The 21455-nt window shown below is 73.3% G+C and carries 16 protein-coding genes and 3 tRNA genes; 8 read left to right on the top strand and 11 right to left on the bottom strand.

The annotated features are described in order from the left end of the window. Positions 1 to 10 precede the first annotated feature (10 nt). From purM to purS, 6 genes are all read right to left on the bottom strand, one after another. Positions 11 to 1087: a phosphoribosylformylglycinamidine cyclo-ligase gene (gene purM, locus ABZ858_RS33760; RefSeq protein ID WP_361387553.1), complete on the bottom strand. Its 1077-nt coding sequence runs from the start codon at positions 1085 to 1087 to the stop codon at positions 11 to 13. A gap of 43 nt (positions 1088 to 1130) precedes the next feature. Continuing rightward, positions 1131 to 2660: an amidophosphoribosyltransferase gene (gene purF, locus ABZ858_RS33755; RefSeq protein ID WP_361387550.1), complete on the bottom strand. Its 1530-nt coding sequence runs from the start codon at positions 2658 to 2660 to the stop codon at positions 1131 to 1133. 246 nt (positions 2661 to 2906) lie between these two features. Further along, a complete protein-coding gene (locus tag ABZ858_RS33750; RefSeq protein ID WP_361387547.1) occupies positions 2907 to 3707 on the bottom strand; it encodes a sterol carrier family protein in 801 nt (266 codons plus the stop codon). Between the two features lie 192 nt (positions 3708 to 3899). Beyond that, positions 3900 to 6158 carry a phosphoribosylformylglycinamidine synthase subunit PurL gene (gene purL, locus ABZ858_RS33745; protein ID WP_361387544.1) on the bottom strand — a complete coding sequence of 753 codons (2259 nt, stop codon included), beginning with the start codon at positions 6156 to 6158 and terminating at the stop codon, positions 3900 to 3902. Then, positions 6155 to 6835 carry a phosphoribosylformylglycinamidine synthase subunit PurQ gene (gene purQ / locus ABZ858_RS33740; RefSeq protein WP_361387541.1) on the bottom strand — a complete coding sequence of 227 codons (681 nt, stop codon included), beginning with the start codon at positions 6833 to 6835 and terminating at the stop codon, positions 6155 to 6157. The genes purL and purQ overlap by 4 nt, the downstream gene beginning before the upstream one ends. Then, positions 6832 to 7104, bottom strand: coding sequence for a phosphoribosylformylglycinamidine synthase subunit PurS (gene purS, locus ABZ858_RS33735; protein WP_018566380.1), 273 nt, complete (start codon positions 7102 to 7104; stop codon positions 6832 to 6834). Before purS ends, purQ begins: the two co-directional genes overlap by 4 nt. A 355-nt stretch (positions 7105 to 7459) precedes the next feature. On the opposite strand from purS, the gene ABZ858_RS33730 reads away from it, so the two are divergent. From ABZ858_RS33730 to ABZ858_RS33695, 8 genes are all read left to right on the top strand, one after another. Beyond that, positions 7460 to 7777 carry an Lsr2 family protein gene (locus ABZ858_RS33730; protein WP_361387538.1) on the top strand — a complete coding sequence of 106 codons (318 nt, stop codon included), beginning with the start codon at positions 7460 to 7462 and terminating at the stop codon, positions 7775 to 7777. A gap of 145 nt (positions 7778 to 7922) precedes the next feature. Further along, a tRNA-Gly gene (locus ABZ858_RS33725) sits at positions 7923 to 7994 on the top strand. Positions 7995 to 8075: 81 nt separating this feature from the next. Continuing rightward, positions 8076 to 8148 (top strand) — tRNA-Gly (locus ABZ858_RS33720). A 146-nt stretch (positions 8149 to 8294) separates the two neighbouring features. Then, a complete protein-coding gene (locus ABZ858_RS33715; RefSeq protein WP_361387536.1) occupies positions 8295 to 9251 on the top strand; it encodes an ABC transporter ATP-binding protein in 957 nt (318 codons plus the stop codon). Further along, positions 9248 to 10066, top strand: coding sequence for an ABC transporter permease (locus ABZ858_RS33710; protein ID WP_361387534.1), 819 nt, complete (start codon positions 9248 to 9250; stop codon positions 10064 to 10066). Before ABZ858_RS33715 ends, ABZ858_RS33710 begins: the two co-directional genes overlap by 4 nt. Before the next feature lie 77 nt (positions 10067 to 10143). Next, complete coding sequence (locus tag ABZ858_RS33705; RefSeq protein WP_361387531.1) at positions 10144 to 11448, top strand: histidine kinase; 1305 nt, start codon at positions 10144 to 10146, stop codon at positions 11446 to 11448. Then, on the top strand, positions 11445 to 12068 hold the full coding sequence (locus ABZ858_RS33700) for a response regulator transcription factor (RefSeq protein ID WP_361387528.1): 624 nt from the start codon (positions 11445 to 11447) through the stop codon (positions 12066 to 12068). Before ABZ858_RS33705 ends, ABZ858_RS33700 begins: the two co-directional genes overlap by 4 nt. A 23-nt stretch (positions 12069 to 12091) precedes the next feature. Next, positions 12092 to 12167 (top strand) — tRNA-Gly (locus ABZ858_RS33695). 53 nt (positions 12168 to 12220) lie between these two features. On the opposite strand, the gene ABZ858_RS33690 is transcribed toward ABZ858_RS33695, so the two are convergent. From ABZ858_RS33690 to ABZ858_RS33670, 5 genes are all read right to left on the bottom strand, one after another. Then, positions 12221 to 13120 carry a phosphoribosylaminoimidazolesuccinocarboxamide synthase gene (locus tag ABZ858_RS33690; protein WP_361387525.1) on the bottom strand — a complete coding sequence of 300 codons (900 nt, stop codon included), beginning with the start codon at positions 13118 to 13120 and terminating at the stop codon, positions 12221 to 12223. A gap of 94 nt (positions 13121 to 13214) precedes the next feature. Next, the gene (locus ABZ858_RS33685; protein WP_361387522.1) at positions 13215 to 14717 is read right to left on the bottom strand and encodes a N,N-dimethylformamidase beta subunit family domain-containing protein; all 1503 of its coding nucleotides are present in this window, start codon (positions 14715 to 14717) and stop codon (positions 13215 to 13217) included. A gap of 284 nt (positions 14718 to 15001) precedes the next feature. Further along, a complete protein-coding gene (locus ABZ858_RS33680) occupies positions 15002 to 17203 on the bottom strand; it encodes a hypothetical protein (protein ID WP_361387519.1) in 2202 nt (733 codons plus the stop codon). A gap of 283 nt (positions 17204 to 17486) precedes the next feature. Next, on the bottom strand, positions 17487 to 18740 hold the full coding sequence (gene purD, locus ABZ858_RS33675; RefSeq protein WP_361387516.1) for a phosphoribosylamine--glycine ligase: 1254 nt from the start codon (positions 18738 to 18740) through the stop codon (positions 17487 to 17489). A 147-nt stretch (positions 18741 to 18887) separates the two neighbouring features. Continuing rightward, entirely contained in the window at positions 18888 to 21431 is a 2544-nt protein-coding gene (locus ABZ858_RS33670) for a DNA polymerase III subunit gamma and tau (RefSeq protein ID WP_361387513.1), read from the bottom strand. Positions 21432 to 21455 lie beyond the last annotated feature (24 nt).

Genomic DNA, 21455 nt, shown 5'->3' with positions numbered 1-21455 from the left:
CACCGGCTCCTTACGCGTAGTCGCCCACCAGGGCGGCGCCCGTGGTGTGCTCGCCCCGGGCGGTGATCTCGCCGGCGGTCCAGGCCTCCACCCCGCGGTCGGCCAGCGTGGCCAGGGCCGCGTCGGTCGACTCGGCGGGCACGATCGCGATCATGCCGACGCCCATGTTGAGGGTCTTCTCCAGTTCGAGCCGCTCGACCTCGCCCGTCCGGCCGACCAGGTCGAAGACCGGGGCGGGGGTCCAGGTGGCGCGGTCCACGACGGCGTGCAGGCCGTCCGGGATCACCCGGGCCAGGTTGGCCGCGAGCCCGCCGCCGGTGACGTGGCTGAAGGCGTGCACGTCGGTGGTGCGGGTCAGCGCCAGGCAGTCCAGCGAGTAGATCCTGGTCGGCTCCAGCAGCTCCTCGCCGAGGGTGCGGCCGAACTCCTCGACATGGGCGTCCAGCGCCAGCTTCGCCTGGTTCAGCAGCACGTGCCGGACCAGGGAGTAGCCGTTGGAGTGCAGGCCGGAGGCGGCCATGGCGATCACCGTGTCGCCCTCGCGGATGCGGTCCGGGCCGAGCAGCCGGTCGGCCTCCACGACACCCGTGCCGGCGCCGGCGACGTCGAAGTCGTCCGCGCCGAGCAGCCCCGGGTGCTCGGCGGTCTCGCCGCCCACCAGGGCGCAGCCGGCCAGCACACAGCCTTCGGCGATGCCCTTGACGATCGCGGCGACCCGCTCGGGGTGCACCTTGCCGACGCAGATGTAGTCGGTCATGAACAGCGGCTCGGCGCCGCACACGACGATGTCGTCCATGACCATGGCGACCAGGTCGTGGCCGATGGTGTCGTACACGCCCAGCTGCCGGGCGATGTCGACCTTGGTGCCGACGCCGTCGGTGGCGGAGGCCAGCAGCGGCCGCTCGTAGCGCTTGAGGGCGGAGGCGTCGAAGAGGCCGGCGAAGCCGCCGATGCCGCCGAGGACCTCGGGGCGGCGCGTCTTCTTCACCCACTCCTTCATCAGTTCCACCGCGCGGTCGCCCGCCTCGATGTCGACGCCGGCAGCCGCGTAGGAAGCACCGGACGCGCCGGTGGCAGTCTCAGACATTGCCTGGGATCTTTCAGGTTGGGAATACGGGGCTGACGGGCGCCTACGGGCGCCGGATCGCGTCGGCCGCGGCCGTGGCGGCGGGGCCGGCGGCCAGCTCGGTCTCCAGCAGCTGCTTGCCGAGCAGCTCCGGGTCGGGCAGCTCCATCGGGTACTCCCCGTCGAAGCAGGCGCGGCACAGGTTCGGCTTGGCGATCGTGGTCGCCTCGATCATGCCGTCGATGGAGATGTAGGCCAGCGAGTCGGCGCCCAGCGAGGTGCCGATCTCGTCGGTGCTCATGCCGTTGGCGATCAGCTCGGCGCGGGTGGCGAAGTCGATGCCGAAGAAGCAGGGCCACTTCACCGGCGGCGAGGAGATCCGGATGTGCACCTCGGCGGCGCCGGCCTCGCGGAGCATGCGGACCAGGGCGCGCTGGGTGTTGCCGCGCACGATCGAGTCGTCGACGACGACCAGGCGCTTGCCCTTGATGACTTCCTTCAGCGGGTTCAGCTTGAGGCGGATACCGAGCTGGCGGATGGTCTGCGAGGGCTGGATGAAGGTGCGGCCGACGTAGGCGTTCTTCACCAGGCCGCTGCCGAAGGGGATGCCGGACGCCTCGGCGTAACCGATGGCGGCGGGGGTGCCGGACTCCGGGGTCGCTATCACCAGATCGGCCTCGGCGGGCGCCTCCTTGGCGAGGCGGCGGCCCATCTCGACCCGGGAGAGATAGACGTTCCGGCCGGCGATGTCGGTGTCCGGGCGGGCCAGGTAGACGTACTCGAAGACACAGCCCTTGGGCTTCGCTTCTGCGAATCGAGAGGTGCGCAGGCCGTTCTCGTCGATGGCGACGAACTCGCCCGGCTCTATCTCGCGCACATAGCTGGCGCCGCAGATGTCGAGCGCGGCGGACTCGGAGGCGACCACCCAGCCGCGCTCCAGGCGGCCGAGGACCAGCGGGCGGATGCCCTGCGGGTCGCGGGCCGCGTAGAGGGTGTGCTCGTCCATGAAGACGAGGCTGAAGGCGCCCTTGACCTGCGGGAGGACGGTGTGGGCCGCCTCCTCGATGGTCAGCGGCTTGCCGTCGGCGTCGACCTGGGCGGCCAGCAGGGCCGTGAGCAGGTCGGTGTCGTTGGTGGCCGCGACGCGGGTCGAACGGCCGTTGGTGTCCTTGGGCAGGGCGGCGACCATCTCGGCGAGCTGGGCCGTGTTGACCAGGTTGCCGTTGTGGCCGAGGGCGATCGAGCCGTGCGCGGTGGCACGGAACGTCGGCTGGGCGTTCTCCCACACGGAGGCGCCGGTGGTCGAGTAGCGGGCGTGTCCGACCGCGATGTGACCCTGGAGCGAACCGAGCGAGGTCTCGTCGAAGACCTGGGAGACGAGGCCCATGTCCTTGAAGACGAGGATCTGGGAGCCGTTGCTGACCGCGATTCCCGCGGATTCCTGGCCCCGATGCTGGAGGGCGTAGAGCCCGAAGTACGTGAGCTTTGCGACCTCTTCGCCCGGAGCCCAGACACCGAAGACGCCGCATGCGTCCTGGGGGCCTTTCTCACCGGGGAGCAGATCGTGATTGAGTCGACCGTCACCACGTGGCACGCCACCGAGTGTAGGCGAGGCCGCCCGCTGGTCCGAATTGGGGATGGGCGGCAGTTGTGGATCACTCACCCGCCCGCGTTTCGGTGCTTTTGCGGTTTGCGCAGGTCAACGCGCGTAGCGCGGAGCCGGTCGGGGCGGCGGGCCGGGTGACGGGTGCCTGGGCGGGCGTCCGGTGGGCGAACGGGAGTGAGGTGTCGCACACCGGGCGGGCGCCGCGCCCCGGCGCCGAGGGGCTCAGTCCTCGGCTCAGCCCATCAGCGGGAGCAGTTCCCCGAGGTCGGCCCGCTCCCCGCCGGCGCTCACCGCGGCGTCCGCGAGCGCCTGCCGCCAGGTGGTCCGCCCGGTGGCCAGCCGGACCCAGGTCAGCGGGTCGGTCTCGACGACGTTGGGCGGGGTGCCGCGGGTGTGCCGGGGGCCCGGCACGCACTGCACGACGGCGTACGGCGGCACCCGCACCTCGGTCGAGCCGCCGGGTGCCTTCACGGCGAGCGCGTCGGCCAGCAGGCGGGTGCAGGCGGCCAGCGCCTGGCGGTCGAACGGGATGTCCAGGCCGGGCACGGCGGCGTTCAGGTCGTCGGTGCGGACGACGAGTTCGACGGCGCGGGTGACCAGGTAGTCGGCGAGCGGCAGGGCGCCGGCGGCGGTGGCGAGCAGCCGGGTGCCGGGGTGCCGGTCGAGCTGGTCGGCCAGGTCCCGCCCGGCGTCCGCGAGCCAGGCGTCGAGGCCGGGAGGGTCCGCGGCGAGCACCCGGGTCACGTCGTCGTCGGCGGCCGCGCGGTCGGCGGCGGCCGCGGACGGCCAGTCCAGGAGGACGGCGTCCGGCCGCGCGGGCTCGGGCAGCGCGAGCAGGCGGCCCACGGCCGTGACGGCGGCGCCGGTGCGCACGACCAGTTCCCGCACACTCCGGCCACCGGACCGGGCGGGCAGCGCGTACTGCTCGGGCGTCAGGGCGCTCACGGCCGCGCGTACGGCGCCGAACTGCGCGAGGACCGCCGTACGGGTCCTGACGGGGTCGTAGGTCCGGGTGCGCTTCTTGGCCGGGGGCATGGCGGCGAGCCTATGCCTTCACGGCGGGGCCTCTCAGGCCCTTACGGATCAGGCCGCGGACCCACCGGACCGCCGCGACGTCTGCCGCCACATGCCGTAGACCGGCACGTGCCGCCGCGGGTGAAGCCCCGCGGAACGCACGAAGGTCCCGGCCGTCTTCCCGGCCGGGACCTTCGGTGCGTGGGCGGACCACTACGCCAGCAGCGCCGGGATCGTGTTCTCGTGGGCCTCGCGGAGTTCGGTCAGGGGCAGGGTGAAGGTGCCCTGGACCTCGACCGTGTCGCCGTCGACGACGCCGATGCGGGTGGCGGGCAGGCCGCGTGCCCCGCACATGTCGTTGAAGCGGACCTCCTCGGAGCGCGGGACGGCGACGATCGCGCGGCCCGCGGACTCGGAGAGCAGGAAGGTGAACGCGTCCAGGCCGTCCGGTACGACCAGCCGGGCGCCCTTGCCGCCCAGCAGCGCCGACTCCACGACCGCCTGGACCAGGCCGCCGTCCGACAGGTCGTGCGCGGAGTCGATCATGCCGTCGCGGGAGGCGGAGATCAGGATCTCGGCCAGCAGCCGCTCCCGCTCCAGGTCGACCTTGGGGGGCAGGCCGCCCAGGTGGTCGTGGACCACCTGCGACCAGGCCGAGCCGCCGAACTCCTCGCGGGTGTCCCCGAGGAGGTAGATCAGCTGGCCCTCCTCCTGGAAGGCGACCGGGGTGCGGCGGGCCACGTCGTCGATCACGCCGAGGACGGCGACGACCGGCGTCGGGTGGATGGCCGCCTCGCCGGTCTGGTTGTAGAGCGAGACGTTGCCGCCGGTCACCGGCGTGCCGAGCTGGAGGCAGCCGTCGGCGAGACCGCGTACGGCCTCCGCGAACTGCCACATGACCGCCGGGTCCTCCGGGGAGCCGAAGTTCAGGCAGTCGGAGACCGCCAGCGGCTTGGCGCCGGTGGTGGCGACATTGCGGTACGCCTCCGCGAGCGCAAGCTGCGCGCCCGTGTACGGGTCGAGCTTGGCGTAGCGGCCGTTGCCGTCCGTGGCGAGGGCGACCCCGAGGCCGGTCTCCTCGTCGACGCGGATCATGCCGGAATCCTCGGGCATGGCCAGCACGGTGTTGCCCTGCACGAAGTGGTCGTACTGCTGGGTGATCCACTTCTTGGACGCCTGGTTCGGGGACGCCACCAGCTGGAGGACCTGCTCCCTCAGCTCCTCGGCGGACTCCGGCCGGGGCAGCTTGCCGGCGTCGTCGGCCTGGAGGGCGTCCTGCCAGGAGGGACGGGCGTAGGGGCGCTCGTAGACCGGGCCCTCGTGGGCGACAGTGCGCGGGTCGACGTCGACGATCTTGCCGCCGTGCCAGTAGATCTCCAGACGGTCGCCGTCGGTCACCTCACCGATGACGGTGGCGATGACGTCCCACTTCGCGCAGATCTCCAGGAACCGGTCGACCTTCTCCGGCTCGACGACCGCGCACATGCGCTCCTGCGACTCGCTCATGAGGATCTCCTCGGGCGAGAGCGTCGAGTCGCGCAGCGGGACGTCGTCCAGGGTGACGCGCATCCCGCCGGAACCGTTGGAGGCCAGCTCGGAGGTGGCGCAGGACAGGCCGGCCGCGCCCAGGTCCTGGATGCCGACGACCAGCTTCTCGGCGAACGCCTCCAGGGTGCACTCGATGAGCAGCTTCTCCTGGAAGGGGTCGCCGACCTGGACGGCCGGGCGCTTGGAGGGCTTGGCGTCGTCGAAGGTCTCCGAGGCCAGGATCGAGGCGCCGCCGATGCCGTCGCCGCCGGTCCGGGCCCCGTACAGGACGACCTTGTTGCCGGCGCCGGACGCCTTGGCGAGGTGGATGTCCTCGTGCCGCATCACGCCGATGGCACCGGCGTTGACCAGCGGGTTGCCCTGGTAGCAGGCGTCGAAGACGACCTCGCCGCCGATGTTGGGCAGGCCCAGGCAGTTGCCGTAGCCGCCGATGCCGGCGACCACGCCGGGCAGCACCCGCTTGGTGTCGGGGTGGTCGGCCGCGCCGAAGCGCAGCGGGTCCACCACGGCGACCGGGCGGGCGCCCATCGCGATGATGTCGCGCACGATGCCGCCCACGCCGGTGGCCGCGCCCTGGTAGGGCTCGACGTACGAGGGGTGGTTGTGCGACTCCACCTTGAAGGTGACGGCGTAGCCCTGGCCGACGTCGACGACACCGGCGTTCTCGCCGATGCCGACGAGCATCGCGTCGGACTCGGGGGCCTTCTCGCCGAACTGGCGCAGATGGACCTTGGAGGACTTGTACGAGCAGTGCTCGGACCACATGACCGAGTACATGGCGAGTTCGGCGCCGGTCGGGCGGCGGCCGAGGATCTCCACGACCCGCTCGTACTCGTCCTTCTTCAGGCCCAGTTCGGCCCAGGGCAGCTCGACGTCGGGGGTCGCGGCCGCGTGCTCGACCGTGTCCAGAGGCGTCCTGCTCATGCGGTGACCAGCTTCTTGAGGATCGAGGTGAAGAACGGGAGGCCGTCGGTGCGGCCGGTGCCGATCAGCGGCTCGGTGGCGTGCTCGGGGTGCGGCATGAGGCCGACGACGTTCCCGGCCTCGTTGGTGATGCCGGCGATGTCGTTGAGCGAGCCGTTGGGGTTGCCGTCCAGGTAGCGGAAGGCGACCCGGCCCTCCGCCTCCAGCCGGTCGAGCGTGTACGCGTCGGCGACGTACCGGCCGTCCATGTTCTTCAGCGGGATGTGGATCTCCTGGCCGGCGGTGTAGTCGCCGGTCCAGGCAGTCTCGGCGTTCTCCACCCGCAGCTTCTGGTCGCGGCAGATGAAGTGGAGGTGATCGTTGCCCAGCATCGCGCCCGGCAGCAGATGGGCCTCGGTGAGGATCTGGAAGCCGTTGCAGATGCCGAGCACCGGCAGCCCGGCCTTCGCCTGCTCGATGAGCGTGTCCATCACCGGCGAGAAGCGCGCGATGGCGCCCGCCCGCAGATAGTCGCCGTAGGAGAAACCGCCGCACAGGACGACCGCGTCGACCTGGCGGAGGTCCTTCTCCTTGTGCCACAGGGCGACCGGCTCGGCGCCCGCGAGGCGGATCGCGCGCTGGGTGTCCCGGTCGTCCAGGCTGCCCGGGAAAGTGACGACGCCAATACGAGCGGTCACTTCGCGGCCCCCGCGACGACGTCATCGGACTCGACCTTGACGGTGAAGTCCTCGATCACGGTGTTGGCGAGGAAGGATTCGGCAAGATCGTGAATGCGGGCGAGCGCGGCCTCGTCGACGGGCCCGTCCACTTCCAGTTCGAATCGCTTTCCCTGACGTACGTCGGAGATGCCGTCGAAACCCAGGCGCGGCAGTGCGCGCTGCACCGCCTGGCCCTGGGGGTCGAGGATCTCCGGCTTGAGCATGACGTCGACTACGACGCGTGCCACTGGCACTCCCGGTGTGTGGTGCTGAGCAGGTTCCTTCAGACTACCCGCACAAAATTTCTACGCGGGTAGAGTAGGAGGAAAGTACGTGACGGCCGTCACCCGGCGACCGGGTGGGGGGTCTTCGAGAAAAGTTCTGGGAAAGTTCGGCGTTCCGCCCCGGAACCGGTATTGCGCCCGGGACACGCGGACAGATTTAGTCAGGGCTTCACTTCGCAATGCCCGGCACTGTACAAATGAATTGGCAACAGCCGATACTTTCCCCGATAACAGGCGAACAGTCGGCATCTCCGAACATCTCCCCATGTCATGGCGGAGCAAGCGGTCGCAGAGGTGCCGCACGAAGGGACCGATATTCGTGGCGCAGCGTGTCGTGGTCACTCTCTTTGACGACATCGACGGCTCGGAAGCGGCGGAGACGATCGCCTTCGGACTCGACGGCAGGTTCTACGAGATCGACCTGAACCAAGCCAATGCCAAGAAACTGCGGAAGGCGCTCGCGCCGTACGTGGAGGCCGGCCGCAAGCAGTCGAGGTCGGGCAAGGCGTACCGGCAGACGGAGGTCGCCCCCGATCCCTCCGCCGTCCGGGCCTGGGCGCAGGCCAACAAGATGGACGTGCCGGCCCGCGGCCGCATCCCCAAGAAGGTCTACGAGGCGTTCAGTGCCGCCCGGTGAGGGCCCGGCCCCCGGCCACCGGTGCGCCCCAGGGCCCGTCAGCGGGCCCTGGGAACAGCCGACTTGCGCAACCCCCCTGCTGATCAGCTAATGTCTGGAGCACGCCGAGGGGCGAGGCCGAAAAGCCGAGACCCACGGAGTACACGCGGGTGTAGTTCAGTAGTAGAACATCCCCCTTCCAGGGGGAAGGCGCAGTGTGCGATTCCTGTCACCCGCTCTGCACCGCCGGTCCCGACCACTCTTGTGGATCAGGTAGGCTGGTGCTCGCGCCGATCGGTGGGAGCCGGTCGGAGGCAATGCGGACGTAGCTCAGTTGGTAGAGCGCAACCTTGCCAAGGTTGAGGTCGCGAGTTCGAGCCTCGTCGTCCGCTCGGGAATAAGACCCCGGTCCATTGGACCGGGGTCTTTTCGTATGCGCCGCTTCCCCTCTCCGCGCCCAGGTCCCCCTGACATTTGTCATGACGGCCGATGACACCGCGCACTGCCGCCGGCCACCGCCCGGCCCGACGCTGGATTCATGAACAGGGACGAACACGAGCACGTGATCGAGGTCACCGACCTCCGCCGTGTCTACGGGGGCGGGTTCGAGGCCGTACGCGGGGTCACGTTTCACGTGAAACGAGGCGAGGTCTTCGCGCTGCTGGGCACCAACGGCGCCGGAAAGACCTCGACGGTCGAACTGCTGGAGGGCCTGGCCGCGCCCGCCTCGGGACGGGTACGCGTCCTGGGCCATGACCCCTACGCCGAACGTGCCACCGTACGGCCGCGTACCGGCGTGATGCTCCAGGAGGGCGGCTTCCCCTCGGAACTGACCGTGGAGGAGACCGCCCGCATGTGGGCCGGGTGCGTGAGCGGAGCACGCCCGCCGCAGGAGGCGCTGGCCCTGGTCGGCCTGGAACGGCGCACCGGCGTACGGGTGAAACAGCTGTCCGGCGGCGAACGGCGCCGTCTGGACCTGGCGCTCGCGCTGCTCGGTGACCCCGAGGTGCTGTTCCTGGACGAGCCGACGACCGGCCTGGACGCCGAAGGGCGGCGGGACACCTGGGAGTTGGTCCGGTCACTGCGCGACGGCGGGACGACCGTGCTGCTCACCACGCACTACCTGGAGGAGGCCGAGGACCTGGCCGACCGGCTCGCGATCCTGCACGAGGGACGCATCGCCGCCGCCGGCACCCCGGCCGAGGTCACCGCCGCGCAGCCGTCCCGGATCTCCTTCGAACTGCCCCACGGCCACCTGCTGGGAGACCTGCCGCCGCTCGGCACGCTCGGCGTGTGCGGACATGAGACGGACGGTGCCGTCGTGCGGCTGCACACCCGCGAGTTGCAGCGCACGGCCACGGAAGTGCTGCTGTGGGCCCGGCAGGCCGGACTCGAACTGCGCCGCCTGGACGCCAGGTCGGCCTCACTGGAGGAGGCGTTCCTCGGCATCGCGCGGGAAGCCTCCGCCGCCCGGCACGAGGAGGCCGTCGCATGAACACCGCATCCACCACCTCCACCGCCCCGGCGGCCGCGAGGCGCGCCGCCCCCACCACGCCGGTGGGCCGTATGGCCGCGCTCGCCCGCGCCGAACTCACCCTGTTCCTGCGCAGCAGGAGCACCCTGGTCGCGGCCCTGATCGTGCCGCTCGGGCTGCCGTTCAGCGTGCGCTCGGCGGCCGACGGGATGCATCTGGAGGACGCCGGGCTCACCGTCGGGCTGGTCATGCTGCCCGCCGCCATCGGCTTCTCGCTGCTGTTCGCCGTGTACTCCACGCTCGTCGGCGTGTTCGTCGCCCGGCGCGAGCAGCTCGTCCTCAAACGGCTGCGCACCGGCGAGCCGCGCGACCTGGAGATCCTCACCGGAGCGGGGCTGCCCGCCGCCGTCACCGGCCTGGTGCAGTCGCTGATCCTGGTGGCCGGCTGCACCGCCCTGCTCCACCTGTCCGCCCCGCACGCCCCTCAGCTCGCCGTCCTCGGACTGCTGCTCGGACTGGTGCTGTGCACACTGCTGGCGGCGGTCACCTCGGGCTTCACCCGGACCGTGGAGAGCGCCCAGGTCACCGCGATCCCGCTGATCATGGTCTCCATGGTGGGCTCGGGTGTCGTGTTCCCGCTGGAGCTGATGCCCGACCGCCTCGCCCGGATCTGCGCCCTGCTGCCGCTCACCCCGGTGATCACGCTGGTGCGCGGCGGCTGGACCGGCGACCTGAGCGCCGCCGAGGTGCTGCGGGCGCTGGCGGTGGCACTGGCCTGGTCGGCGGCCGCGGTGTTTGCTGTACGGCGGTGGTTCCGCTGGGAGCCCCGGCGCTGACCGCGCCGCGCCCACGACAAAGCCCGAGACAAAGCCCAAGACAGGCCCACGGCAGGCCCACGGCAGGAGGAGCGACTGTGTTCAGCGGGGTCCGGAGGTGGCAGCGGCGCGCCTGGCGCGAGCGCAGCAAGGCCGAACGGGTCGAGCTGCACAGCCTGATCACCTGGCGCGCCACGATCTGGGTGTTCGCGCTCAGCTGGCTCGAAATGCCCGTCGCCGGCGCCCTGCGCCACCGGCCGCTGCCGCTGGTCCTCGGCGGGCTGCTGCTCGTCGTGGGGCTGCTGCAGTGCGTGGTCGCCGGCCGGCTCGCCCGGCCCGCGCTCGACCACTACCTGGGCCGCGGCCCGCTGCCCGTGCGGACCCTGCGCGCCTCCTTCGTGCTGTTGGTCCTCGCGCTGGTCCTGCCGGTGGCGCTGACCCTCGTGGGCGGGCTCGCCGCCTGGACGGCACGGCTGGCGATCGGCGCCGCGCTGCTGCCGTTCGGCCTGCTGTACGGGCTGCTGGTGACGGTGTCCGTGTTCCTGCGCCGCTGCGCCGTGCTGGCGGCGGTCCTCATGGCCGTGTCCGCGCTCGCCGTCGGCACGGCCACCGACGCCGTCGTCACCGGCCTGCTGGTCGCCTTCGCCGCGGCCATGTCGCTGCTGGCCTCGCGCTGCGGCGCCTGGACCCTGTCGGTGCTGTGGGAGGCCGAACGCGCCCGCGAGGTCGAGGCCCGGCTCGCCGTCGCCGAGGAACGGCTGCGGTTCGGCCGGGACCTGCACGACGTGCTCGGCCGCAATCTCGCGGTGATCGCGCTCAAGGCCGAACTGGCGGTGCAGTTGGGCCGCCGCGGCCGGCCCGAGGCGGTGGAGCAGATGATCGAGGTGCAGCGGCTGGCCCAGGACTCGCAGCGCGAGGTGCGCGCGGTGGTCCGCGGCTACCGGGAGGCCGACCTCGGCGCGGAACTCGCCGGTGCCCAGGGTGTGCTGGAGGCGGCCGGCATCGACTGCGCCGTCAGCGGCTCGGCGGCCACGCTGCCCGTACCCGTGCAGTCCGCGCTGGGCTGGGTGGTCCGCGAGGCCGCCACGAACGTGCTGCGGCACGGCGACGCCCGGCACTGCACGGTCGCCCTGCGGGTGGCCGGCGGCCTGGCCGAGCTGACCGTGGAGAACGACGGGGCGCCCCCGCCCGGTGCCGCCGGCCGGCCCGGCAGCGGACTCGCCGGGCTGCGCGAGCGGCTGGCGGACCTCGACGGGACGTTGCGGGCCGGGCCGGTGGACGGCGACCGGTTCCGGCTGACCGCCCAGGTCCCGCTGGCGCCGGACGCACCGCCGTCCAGCACCCGGCCGCACCCCGCCCGCCCCAGCGGCGGGACCGCACCCCTGAACGAGGTCACCCCATGACGACGTCCACCGCCCCCGTACGACTGCTCCTCGCCGACGACGAGCACCTGATCCGGGGCGCGCTCGCCGCGCTGCTCTCCCTGGAGGACGACCTGCTGATCGTCGCGGAGGCGGCGAGCGGGCCGGAGGCGCTGGCCATGGCGCGGGCGCACACACCCGACGTGGCCGTCCTCGACCTGCAGATGCCGGGCGCGGACGGTGTGAAGGTCGCCACATCGCTGCGAGCCGAACTGCCCGGCTGCCGGGTGCTGATCGTGACCAGCCACGGGCGGCCCGGCCATCTCAAACGGGCCCTCGCGGCGGGCGTGCGCGGCTTTGTGCCCAAGACCGTCAGCGCCCAGCGGCTCGCCGAGATCATCCGGACCGTGCACGCCGGAAACCGCTACGTCGACCCCGAGTTGGCCGCCGACGCGATCTCCGCCGGGGACTCCCCGCTGACCGCGCGGGAGGCCGAGGTGCTGGAGCTGGCGGCGGACGGGGCGCCGGTCACGGAGATCGCCGAGCGGGCCGCGCTCTCCGCGGGGACCGTACGGAACTACCTGTCGTCGGCGGTGACGAAACTCGGTGCGGACAACCGGCATGCGGCGGTACGCCTCGCCCGCGAGCGCGGTTGGGTATAGTAGCTCTCGCGCCACGGCGCACTGCGGACGTAGCTCAGTTGGTAGAGCGCAACCTTGCCAAGGTTGAGGTCGCGAGTTCGAGCCTCGTCGTCCGCTCCAGCGAGAAGCCCCCCGGTCCTCACCGGGGGGCTTCTTCATGTCCTGTGCCCGTCCTACGACCAGCTGGTGCCGGTCAGCCGCTCGTACGCCTCCACGTACTTGGCCCGGGTCGCCTCCACCACCGGCTCGGGCAGTGGCGGCGGGGGCTGCTCACCCGTGCGGTCCCAGCCGGACTCGGCCGAGGTCAGCCAGTCACGGACGAACTGCTTGTCGTACGACGGCTGCGCGCGGCCCGGCTGCCACTGGTCGGCCGGCCAGAAGCGGGAGGAGTCCGGGGTGAGCACCTCGTCGGCGAGGACCAGCGTCTCCCCGTCGAAGCCGAACTCGAACTTGGTGTCGGCCAGGACGATCCCCCGCTCACGGGCGATGTCCCGGGCCCGGCCGTAGACGGCGAGGGTGGCCTGGCGCAGCTGGGCGGCGGTCTCGGCGCCGACCTGGCGGGCCACCTCCTCGTAGGAGACGTTCTCGTCGTGCTCGCCGACCTCGGCCTTGGTGGCCGGGGTGAAGAGGGGGGCGGGCAGCTCGGAGCCGTCGACCAGGCCCTCGGGGAGGGCGAGGCCGCAGACCGTGCGGGACGCCTTGTACTCGGCCAGGCCCGAGCCGGTGAGATAGCCGCGGGCCACGCACTCCACCGGGACCATCTTCAGCGACTTGCAGACCAGGGTGCGGCCGGCCCAGTCGGCCGGGGCGCCCTCGGGCACATCGGTGCTGAGCACGTGGTGGGGGGCGAGATCGGCGAGGCGGTCGAACCACCACAGGGAGAGCCGGGTGAGAATCCGGCCCTTGTCGGGGATCTCGGTGGGCAGCACCCAGTCGTAGGCGGACATGCGGTCGCTGGCGACCATCACGAGGTCGCCCGCCTCGTTCCGGTACAGCTCGCGCACCTTGCCGGTGTGCAGATGCACCAGACCCGGAACCTGGATCGGCTCGGGCTTTTCGACGAATCCGGACACGGTTCCTCCCCGTGGTTCTGTCCAATGCACCGATTCTCCCGTATCGGACAGGGGCGGCGGACAGCGGGGGGACGGGGTGGCGGGGGCGCGGTGCTCAGTCGCGCTTGCAGATGCGGTCCAGGAGGTTGGCGGTGGCCCGCTGGATGCGGGGGTCCACATGGCCCGGGCGGTCCAGCGCCGGGGACCAGGCGAACGTCCCGGACGCGAACACCAGCGCGCCGGACGGGGCCCGGTACAGGGACGTCTCCTGGTGGCGCGTGGCGCCCTCGCCGTCGGTGTACGGGGAGTGGGCGAGCAGGATGCGGCCTTGGTGCTCGGGCAGCGGGGTGCGCGGGAAGTAGCGGTCGGCCTCGCCCGCCACCAGGCCGTCGATCTCCTCGCCCTCCCGTGCCCCGGTCGCCTCCCACAGCCAGTGGCCGGCGTTGCGGACGATCAGCGGGTGCGGCTCGGGGACGCGGCCGGCGTACTGGATGCCGGCCAGTTGCTGCTCTGGCCGGTCGATCTCCCGCCACAGCACCGGTCGGCCGGGGCCCTTGCGTTTGCGGCAGGTCAGCAGGCGGTCGGGGACTCCGGCCGGGGACGGGCCCAGCTCCACCTGCCAGTACATGGTGTTGGCGGACAGGAAGACGAGCGAGGTGCCGTGCTCGCGGGCGAGTTCGGCGGTGCGGCGCATCGGGACCGACCAGTACTCGTCGTGACCGGGGAAGACCAGGCCCCGGTAGCGGGTGGGGTCCACGCGGCCCGCGTGCAGGTCGCTGGCGTCGGCGTAGGCGAGGTCGTAGCCGTAGCGCTCGGCCCAGCGGATGAAGTCGTAGGCGTGGCCCACGTGCAGGGGCAGGCCCGCGCCCGCGTACGGCCGGTCGAAGGAGACCGTGGTCGCCGCCTCGGCCTCGCCGAGCAGCCGGCCCTCCTCGTCCCAGGCGTGGTAGAGGCTGGCGCCGGTGTGGCCGTCCTCCGGGTAGAGGTTGTACGCCTGCCAGGTGACGTCGGGCAGCAGCAGGAGCAGGTCGGCCGGCCGGTCGTCGCGGACCGTGAACGGGATGTGCGAGCGGTAGCCGTCGGCGGTGGTCAGCACGGCGACGTACGCGCCGATGCTCCAGTACGACGGGATCTGCAGCCGCCAGGACAGCCACCAGTGGTGGCAGGAGACCGTGCGGTCGGCGGTCAGCGGCGCGGGCTGGACGATGCCGGACAGCCACGGGCTGGTGGTGATCTGGGCGGCGCCGTCGCCGCCGTAGTGGCCGATGCGGTAGACGTCGACGCCGAACTCCTGGGGCGGGTCGACGGTGATGTGGAAGTCGATCGCCTCGCCGGGGGAGACGGCCCCGGTGGAGGCGAAGCCCTTGATCTGGCGGCGCACGTCGTCGGCCGAGCGGGGACCGCCCCCGCCGGCGCGGGGGGCCGGGACGCGGCGCCCGGCGGCGGTCGCCCCGCCGGTGTCCGGCTGCGGGTCGACGTACCACGGCACGACGTGGCCGGTGTCGTCGAAGTACGTCTCGCTGCCGCGCAGCCAGGGCACGGGGCCCTGGCCGAAAGGGTCCGTCACGGCGTGTGCGAGGGCTCCCGACTCCCAGCGGCGGATGCGCTCCGATCCCATGGCTGTCCCCTCCCTCGTGCCCCCGTGCTCTGCCTGTGCGGCGGTGCGGATGTGTTCCTTCGCGGCTTGGTTCCTTCGCGGCTTGGTTCCTTCGCGGCTTCCTGTGGCGGCGGGTGGCGTATGTCGTATGCGACTGTCACGTGCTGTCGTATGCGACTGTCACGTGCGCGGCCGCTCCCAGCACATCACATACCGCACGCATGCTGTCACTACTCGTTGCGAATTGACCGAAAGTGGAAGGAGGGGGTCCGGTAGAGCCTCCTCCGGTCCGCCGACGGCCGGGGTCAGGCCAGGCGCACCGGCTTCTCCGGACGTATGCCCGCGTCGTTCAGCCAGCTCCGCAGCGGTGCCGGGTCGCCGTCCTCGACCAGGGCGAGGACCTTGGGCCCGAGGTCGGCGGCCCGCTCCCCGTTGATCAGGAGGGACGGGCCGTCGAGCCAGTCCAGTCCGGGGGCGGCTCCGGCGGTGTCCATCGCGGCGCAGCACACCATCGCGGTGACGTGGTCGGCGAGGAGGTCGCGGCCGGTGCGCGGGGGCTGGAGGGGGAACAGGGGCAGCGGGCCCTCGTCCCAGGAGAGCGGGGCGGGAGCCGTGCCCGGAGCCTGGACGGCGGCGTGGGCGGCGGCCGGCGCGGCTGCCTGTGCGGTTGGCTGCGCGGCTGTCTGCGCGGTGGCCGGGGCGTCGGCGGTCGGTGCGGCTGCCTGCTCGCGGGCCAGCTCGGCGCTGAGGCAGGCGGCGAGGGCGGCACCGCGTTCGTTGCCGAGGTCTGCGTCGCCGTCGGGGTCGGGGTATGCGTCGGTGTCGCGGTACGCGTCGGCATCTGTATCGGTATAGGGACCGGGACCGGTAGCGGGAACCGGAACGGGGGCCGGATCGGCGCCGGGCGCTTCGTCCCGGTCCGGTATCGCGACAGCGACACCGTCCGGGGTGCCTGCCGGTCTGCCGTCCGGGGCGCCGGGCCGGGTGCGGTCCGCATCGCCGGATATCACGTCGCCCAGGGAACTGGCCGCGCCGTCATGACCGGCCGTCACCGGTCTGCTCCCGTGGCCGCCGACCCCGGCGCCCGCGATGCCTGTGGTGCCTGTGGTGCCTGTGGTGCCGGCGGGGGACGACGCCGCCGGACCCTTCTTCGTCGTGGCGGAGCCGTGGTCGCCGGGCGCGAGGGTGTGCGGCGGGGAGGCCAGATGGTCCAGGACCCGGGCCAGCGTCGCGCCGTGCGCGTCGGCGGCCGGGGAGTCGGCGGAGCGGCGTACGCCCAGGGTGTCCAGGACGCGGTGCAGCCGGGCGGCCTCGGTGCGCCATTTGCGGTCCACGACCTCGTCCGGGTAGTCCTCCCAGTTCACCGGGGACCAACCCGGGCCGCGTTCGGCCGGGCCGCCGTGGAAGAGCCGCGCGGCCAGCAGGGAGACGGCCTCGTCGATCGCGCCGGGCTCCTCCAGCAGATCGCAGGCCGGCCGCTCGCCGAGCCGGGAGGCGAAACCCTCGGCGAGACGGTCCCGGCGGGACAGCTCGGTGAGGGCCGCGACGACGCCCGCGTCCAGCCGGGAGGGCCAGCGGCCCATCCGCCAGGCGGGCAGCGCGACCCGGGTCAGCAGCCGGTCCCAGCCCGCGTACGCCAGGCCCACCTGCTCCTGGGCGACGATCCGCAGCCCGTAGTCCACCGCCTGGGCCCGCGCGGCGGCGGCCGCCGCCACCCCCCGCTCCATCTGGGCCGCGTCCTCCCGGCAGCCGCGCAGCATCAGCCGGGCCACCCAGCCGACGCCCGCGCACAGCGCGTGCGACAGGAAGCGGCGGCCCGTGGTGGACGCGGCGGCCACCGCCGCGTCCAGGCCGCGGACGAAACGGCGGGCCGCGGCTATGTCCGGGTGCGCCGAGGGGCCCGTACCGGCGACGACCGGGGCGAGGACGGCCCGCAGCTCGCCCACGCGCATCCACCACAGGAACGGGGAGCCGATGACGAGCACCGGAGCCGCCGGCGCGCGGCGGGAACGGTCCGGGGGCAGGCCGCGCGGCCCCTCCGGCTCGTCGCCGCCGCCGTCACTCGCGGGCGGGCCGTGCGCCGGGTGCGTACGGTCCTCCAGCCAGCTGTCGCAGTCCGGGGTGAGCGCTATGGCGGACGGAGCGGGGACGTCGAGGCGGTCGGCGAGGTCGCGCACCAGGCGGTACAGGTCCGGGGCGGACGACTCGGGGACCGGGACCGTCGGGCTCGTCGCGGGCCGGGCCCGCGCGACGACCAGTCCGACACCCGCGGCGGCGAGCAGCACCACGACCGCCGGCGCGCCGACCGCCCACCGGGCCGCGTCCCAGCCGCGGCCCACGAGGTGGCCGGTGGAACCGCCGGCCAGCAGGACCACGGCGACGGCGGCGGGCAGCACGGCGACGGCCAGCGCCCGGCCGCGCACCCGCAGCACGGCCAGGGCACGGGAGCGCGCCGACACCGCGCCGACCTGCGTACTCGTACCCGCGCCCCTACCCGTACTGGTCACGACCGGACGTCACCCCCTCCCGACTGCGCCGACTGCCCTGAGTTGCTCACTCCCCCACTGTGGCACCCGCCACTGACATCGCAATGCCGGTGGGCCAAGTGCCGGAACGCTTGCGCCGCACCCTAGTTGGGGCCCCGGCCCACGTCAGCCGGATGGGCGATTGCTCACTCGATGGAATGGCTTTGGTCAGAGGTGGCTGACAGACAGCAAGGATCAGGCCCCGGATCGGTGTCCGGGGCCTGGGCAGGTCCGTTCCCGCGCGTCCCGCGTGCGGGCGCGCCCGCTACGCGTCCGCCGCGGCCTTCGCCGCGATGTCCGTACGGTGCTGGGAACCGTCGAGGCGGATGCGGCCGACGGCGGTGTACGCGCGCTCGCGGGCCTCGGTCAGGTCCCCGCCGGTGGCCGTCACGGACAGCACCCGGCCGCCCGCGCTCACGATCTCGTCGCCGTCCCGCCGGGTGCCGGCGTGCAGCACGTACGCGTGCGGGGCGTCCTGGGCGGCCACCTCGCCGAGGCCGGTGATCGCGTCGCCGGTGCGCGGCGTGCCCGGGTAGTTGTGCGAGGCGACGACCACGGTGACGGCGGCCTCCTCGCTCCAGCGCAGCGGCTCCAGGTGGGCGAGGGTGCCGGTGGCCGCCGCCATCAGGATGCCCGCCAGGGGGGTCCGCAGCCGGGCCAGGACCACCTGGGTCTCCGGGTCGCCGAACCGGGCGTTGAACTCGATCACCCGGACACCGCGGCCGGTGATCGCGAGACCGGCGTAGAGCAGCCCGGAGAACGGGGTGCCGCGGCGGCGCAGCTCGTCGACGGTGGGCTGCAGCACGCTGTGCAGGACCTCGTCCACCAGCGCGGGGTCGGCCCAGGGCAGCGGGGAGTAGGCGCCCATGCCGCCGGTGTTGGGGCCCTCGTCGCCGTCCAGGGCGCGCTTGAAGTCCTGGGCGGGCTGGAGCGGCAGCACCGTCACGCCGTCGGTGACGGCGAAGAGGGAGACCTCGGGACCGTCGAGGAACTCCTCGACGACCACCCGCTCGCAGGCGGCGGCGTGCGCCCGGGCCGTCTCCAGGTCGTCGGTGACGACGACGCCCTTGCCGGCGGCGAGGCCGTCGTCCTTGACGACGTACGGCGCGCCGAAGGCGTCGAATGCCTCGGCGGCCTCCTCCGCGGTCGTGCAGACGTACGACCGGGCCGTGGGGACGCCCGCCCCGGCCATCACGTCCTTGGCGAAGGCCTTGGAGCCCTCCAGCCGCGCGGCCTCCCGGGAGGGGCCGAAGGCCGGGATGCCGGCTTCGCGCACGGCGTCGGCGACCCCGGCGACCAGCGGGGCCTCCGGGCCGACGACCACGAGGTCGGCGCCCAGCTCCACGGCCAGCGCGGCGACGGCCTTGCCGTCCAGGGCGTCGACCGGGTGCAGCTCGGCGACCTCACCGATGCCGGCGTTGCCGGGCGCGCAGTGCAGCGCGCTGACGTCGGGGTCGAGGGACAGGGAACGGCACAGCGCGTGCTCGCGGGCACCGCCGCCGATGACGAGGACCTTCACGGGGGTCAGCCTAACGGCAGCGGGCGGGCACTCTTGTGCGGGCTGCCGAGCGGGCGGGCGCCACGGGGTCGTACGTTCCTCCTGGCCTCCTGGGGGGGGCGGGACGTACGGGTGCCGCCGCTCCGCTCCGTGGCTTGACCCCTCCGTTCACTCCGTCGGGTACTCGTCCACCACCGTCGCGCCCAGTTCCCGCACGATCAGGTCGTGGCCGGACAGGGCCGACTCGTTGAGGTCGGGGTCGTCGTCCTCGGGGATGTCGTCCTCGGGGGCGACGGGCGCCGGGGCGGCCGGACGGGCGGCGGCGGAGGGCCGGGCCTGCGCCGGTCCCGCGGACCGTCCCGTGGGACCCGCGCCCGGTCCGCCCGCTGCCTGCGGCGGCCGGGCCGGGGAAGCGGTGGGCGCGGGCGCCGGGGCGGCGGTCGGGGCTGCGGCCGATCGCTGCGCGGCCGGTACGCCGCCGCCGTATCCGCCGGTGCCTCCGGAGCCGTAGCCGCCACCACCGCCGTAGCCGCCGGCGGGCGAGGGCGCGGAGGCGCCGCCTCCGGTGGGGTCGACGATCGCCTCGATCTTCCACTGGACGTTGAACTGCTCGGCCAGCGCCTGCCGCAGTACGTCCTCGCTGCCGCTGCCGGAGAAGTTGTCGCGAGCGCCGGAGTTGACGAAGGCGATCTGGAGGGTGGTGCCGTCGAAGCCCGCGACCTGGGCGTTCTGGCTGAGCAGGATCCAGGTGAAGCGGCGGCGGTTCTTCACCGCCTCCAGGATGTTGGGCCACAAGGTACGCGGGTCGAGCCCGCCGGAGGCCGGGGCGGGAGGGGGAGCGGCGGGGGCGGCATGGGCGGCGGGCGCGGGCGCCGCGGCGGCCGCGGCAGGGCCCGCCGACGGGTCCGTCGGCGCGGCCGGCGGCCGGCCCCCGCCCGCGGCCGACGCCGTGGGCCAGCCGCCGGGCCGCCTGCCACCGCTGCCGGCGCCTGCCGCGGTGGGCCAGGCACCGGGCGCGGAGGCGGCGGGCGCGGACTGAGCGGGCGGGGCCGGCGGCGCGGCGGGCGCGGACGGCTGCTCCGGGGAACCGTCACCGGCCGGTGCGGCGGGTGCGGCGCCGTGACCGGCCCCCGGGCCGCCCTCGCCACCCGCACCCGGGAAGTCTCCTGATCCCGCCGCCGCCCCACCGGACCCCACCGGAGCCCCGGACCCCACCGGAGCCCCGGGCGCACCGGACGCAGCACCGGCAGACGCACCGGAGGCACTGGTAGCCCCCGAACCACCGGAGGCCGGGGCACCAGAAGCACCGGACGCACCCGCCGGAACACCGGGAACACCGGGAACACTGGACGCACCCGCCGAACCAGGCGCCGCCCCCGGCCCCCGCACCGCCGCCCGCGCCGCCGCGGGGCCGCCGCCGGGCGGCACCGGCTGGGGCTGCGACTGCGACTGCGACTGCGGCTGCGCGGGAGCCCCGCCACCGGCTGCCGCCGGGTGTGCCTCGGGTCCGGGCACGTATCCCATCGCGGGGGTCCCGGCCCCCGTGCTGAAGCTCACGCCGCGCTCGATGCGGTCGAGGCGGGCCATCACGGACCGCTCGTCGCCGTACGCGGCGGGCAGCAGGACGCGGGCGCAGATGAGTTCGAGCTGGAGGCGGGGCGAGGTGGCGCCGCGCATCTCGGTCAGGCCCTCGTTGACGAGGTCGGCGGCGCGGCTCAGCTCGGCGGCGCCGAAGGAACGGGCCTGGGCCTGCATCCGCTCGATGACGTCGGCGGGGGCGTCGATGAGCCCCTTCTCGGCCGCGTCCGGCACGGCGGCCAGGATCACGAGGTCCCGCAGCCGCTCCAGCAGGTCCGCCACGAAGCGCCGGGGGTCGTTGCCGCCCTCGATGATGCGGTCGACGACCTCGAAGGCGCCGGAGCCGTCCCCGGAGGAGAACGCCTCGACGACGGAGTCGAGCAGCGAGCCGTCGGTGTAGCCGAGGAGCGAGGTGGCCATGGCGTAGGTCACGCCGTCCTCGCCCGCGCCGGCGAGGAGCTGGTCCATGACGGACATGGAGTCACGCACGGAGCCGGCGCCGGCCCGCACCACCAGCGGGAGCACGCCGTGTGCGACGGGGATGTCCTCGCGCCCGCACACCTCGCCGAGGTACTCCCGCAGGGTGCCCGGCGGAACCAGCCGGAAGGGGTAGTGATGGGTCCGCGAACGGATCGTCCCGATGACCTTCTCGGGCTCGGTGGTCGCGAAGATGAACTTCAGATGCTCCGGCGGCTCCTCGACCACCTTGAGCAGCGCGTTGAAGCCGGCCGACGTGACCATGTGGGCCTCGTCGATGATGTAGATCTTGTACCGGCTGCGGGCGGGCCCGAAGAACGCCTTCTCGCGCAGGTCACGGGCGTCGTCCACGCCACCGTGGGACGCGGCGTCGATCTCGATGACGTCGATGGAGCCCGGGCCGTTGCGCGCCAGGTCGCGACACGAGTCGCACTCACCGCAGGGGGTGGGCGTCGGTCCGTTCTCGCAGTTCAGGCAGCGGGCGAGGATCCGCGCGCTGGTCGTCTTGCCGCATCCGCGCGGACCACTGAACAGGTACGCGTGATTGACCCGGTTGTTCCGCAGCGCCTGCTGCAGCGGGTCGGTGACATGCTCCTGCCCGATGACCTCGGCGAAGGACTCCGGGCGGTAGCGGCGGTACAGCGCGAGAGACGACACGCATACGAGGTTATAGGCGCCCAC

This window comes from Streptomyces sp. NPDC047017, from assembly GCF_040644175.1.
Classification (GTDB): Bacteria; Actinomycetota; Actinomycetes; order Streptomycetales; family Streptomycetaceae; genus Streptomyces.
Note: the sequence above shows the minus strand (reverse complement) of the source record. Positions and strands in the feature narration are given on the sequence as shown.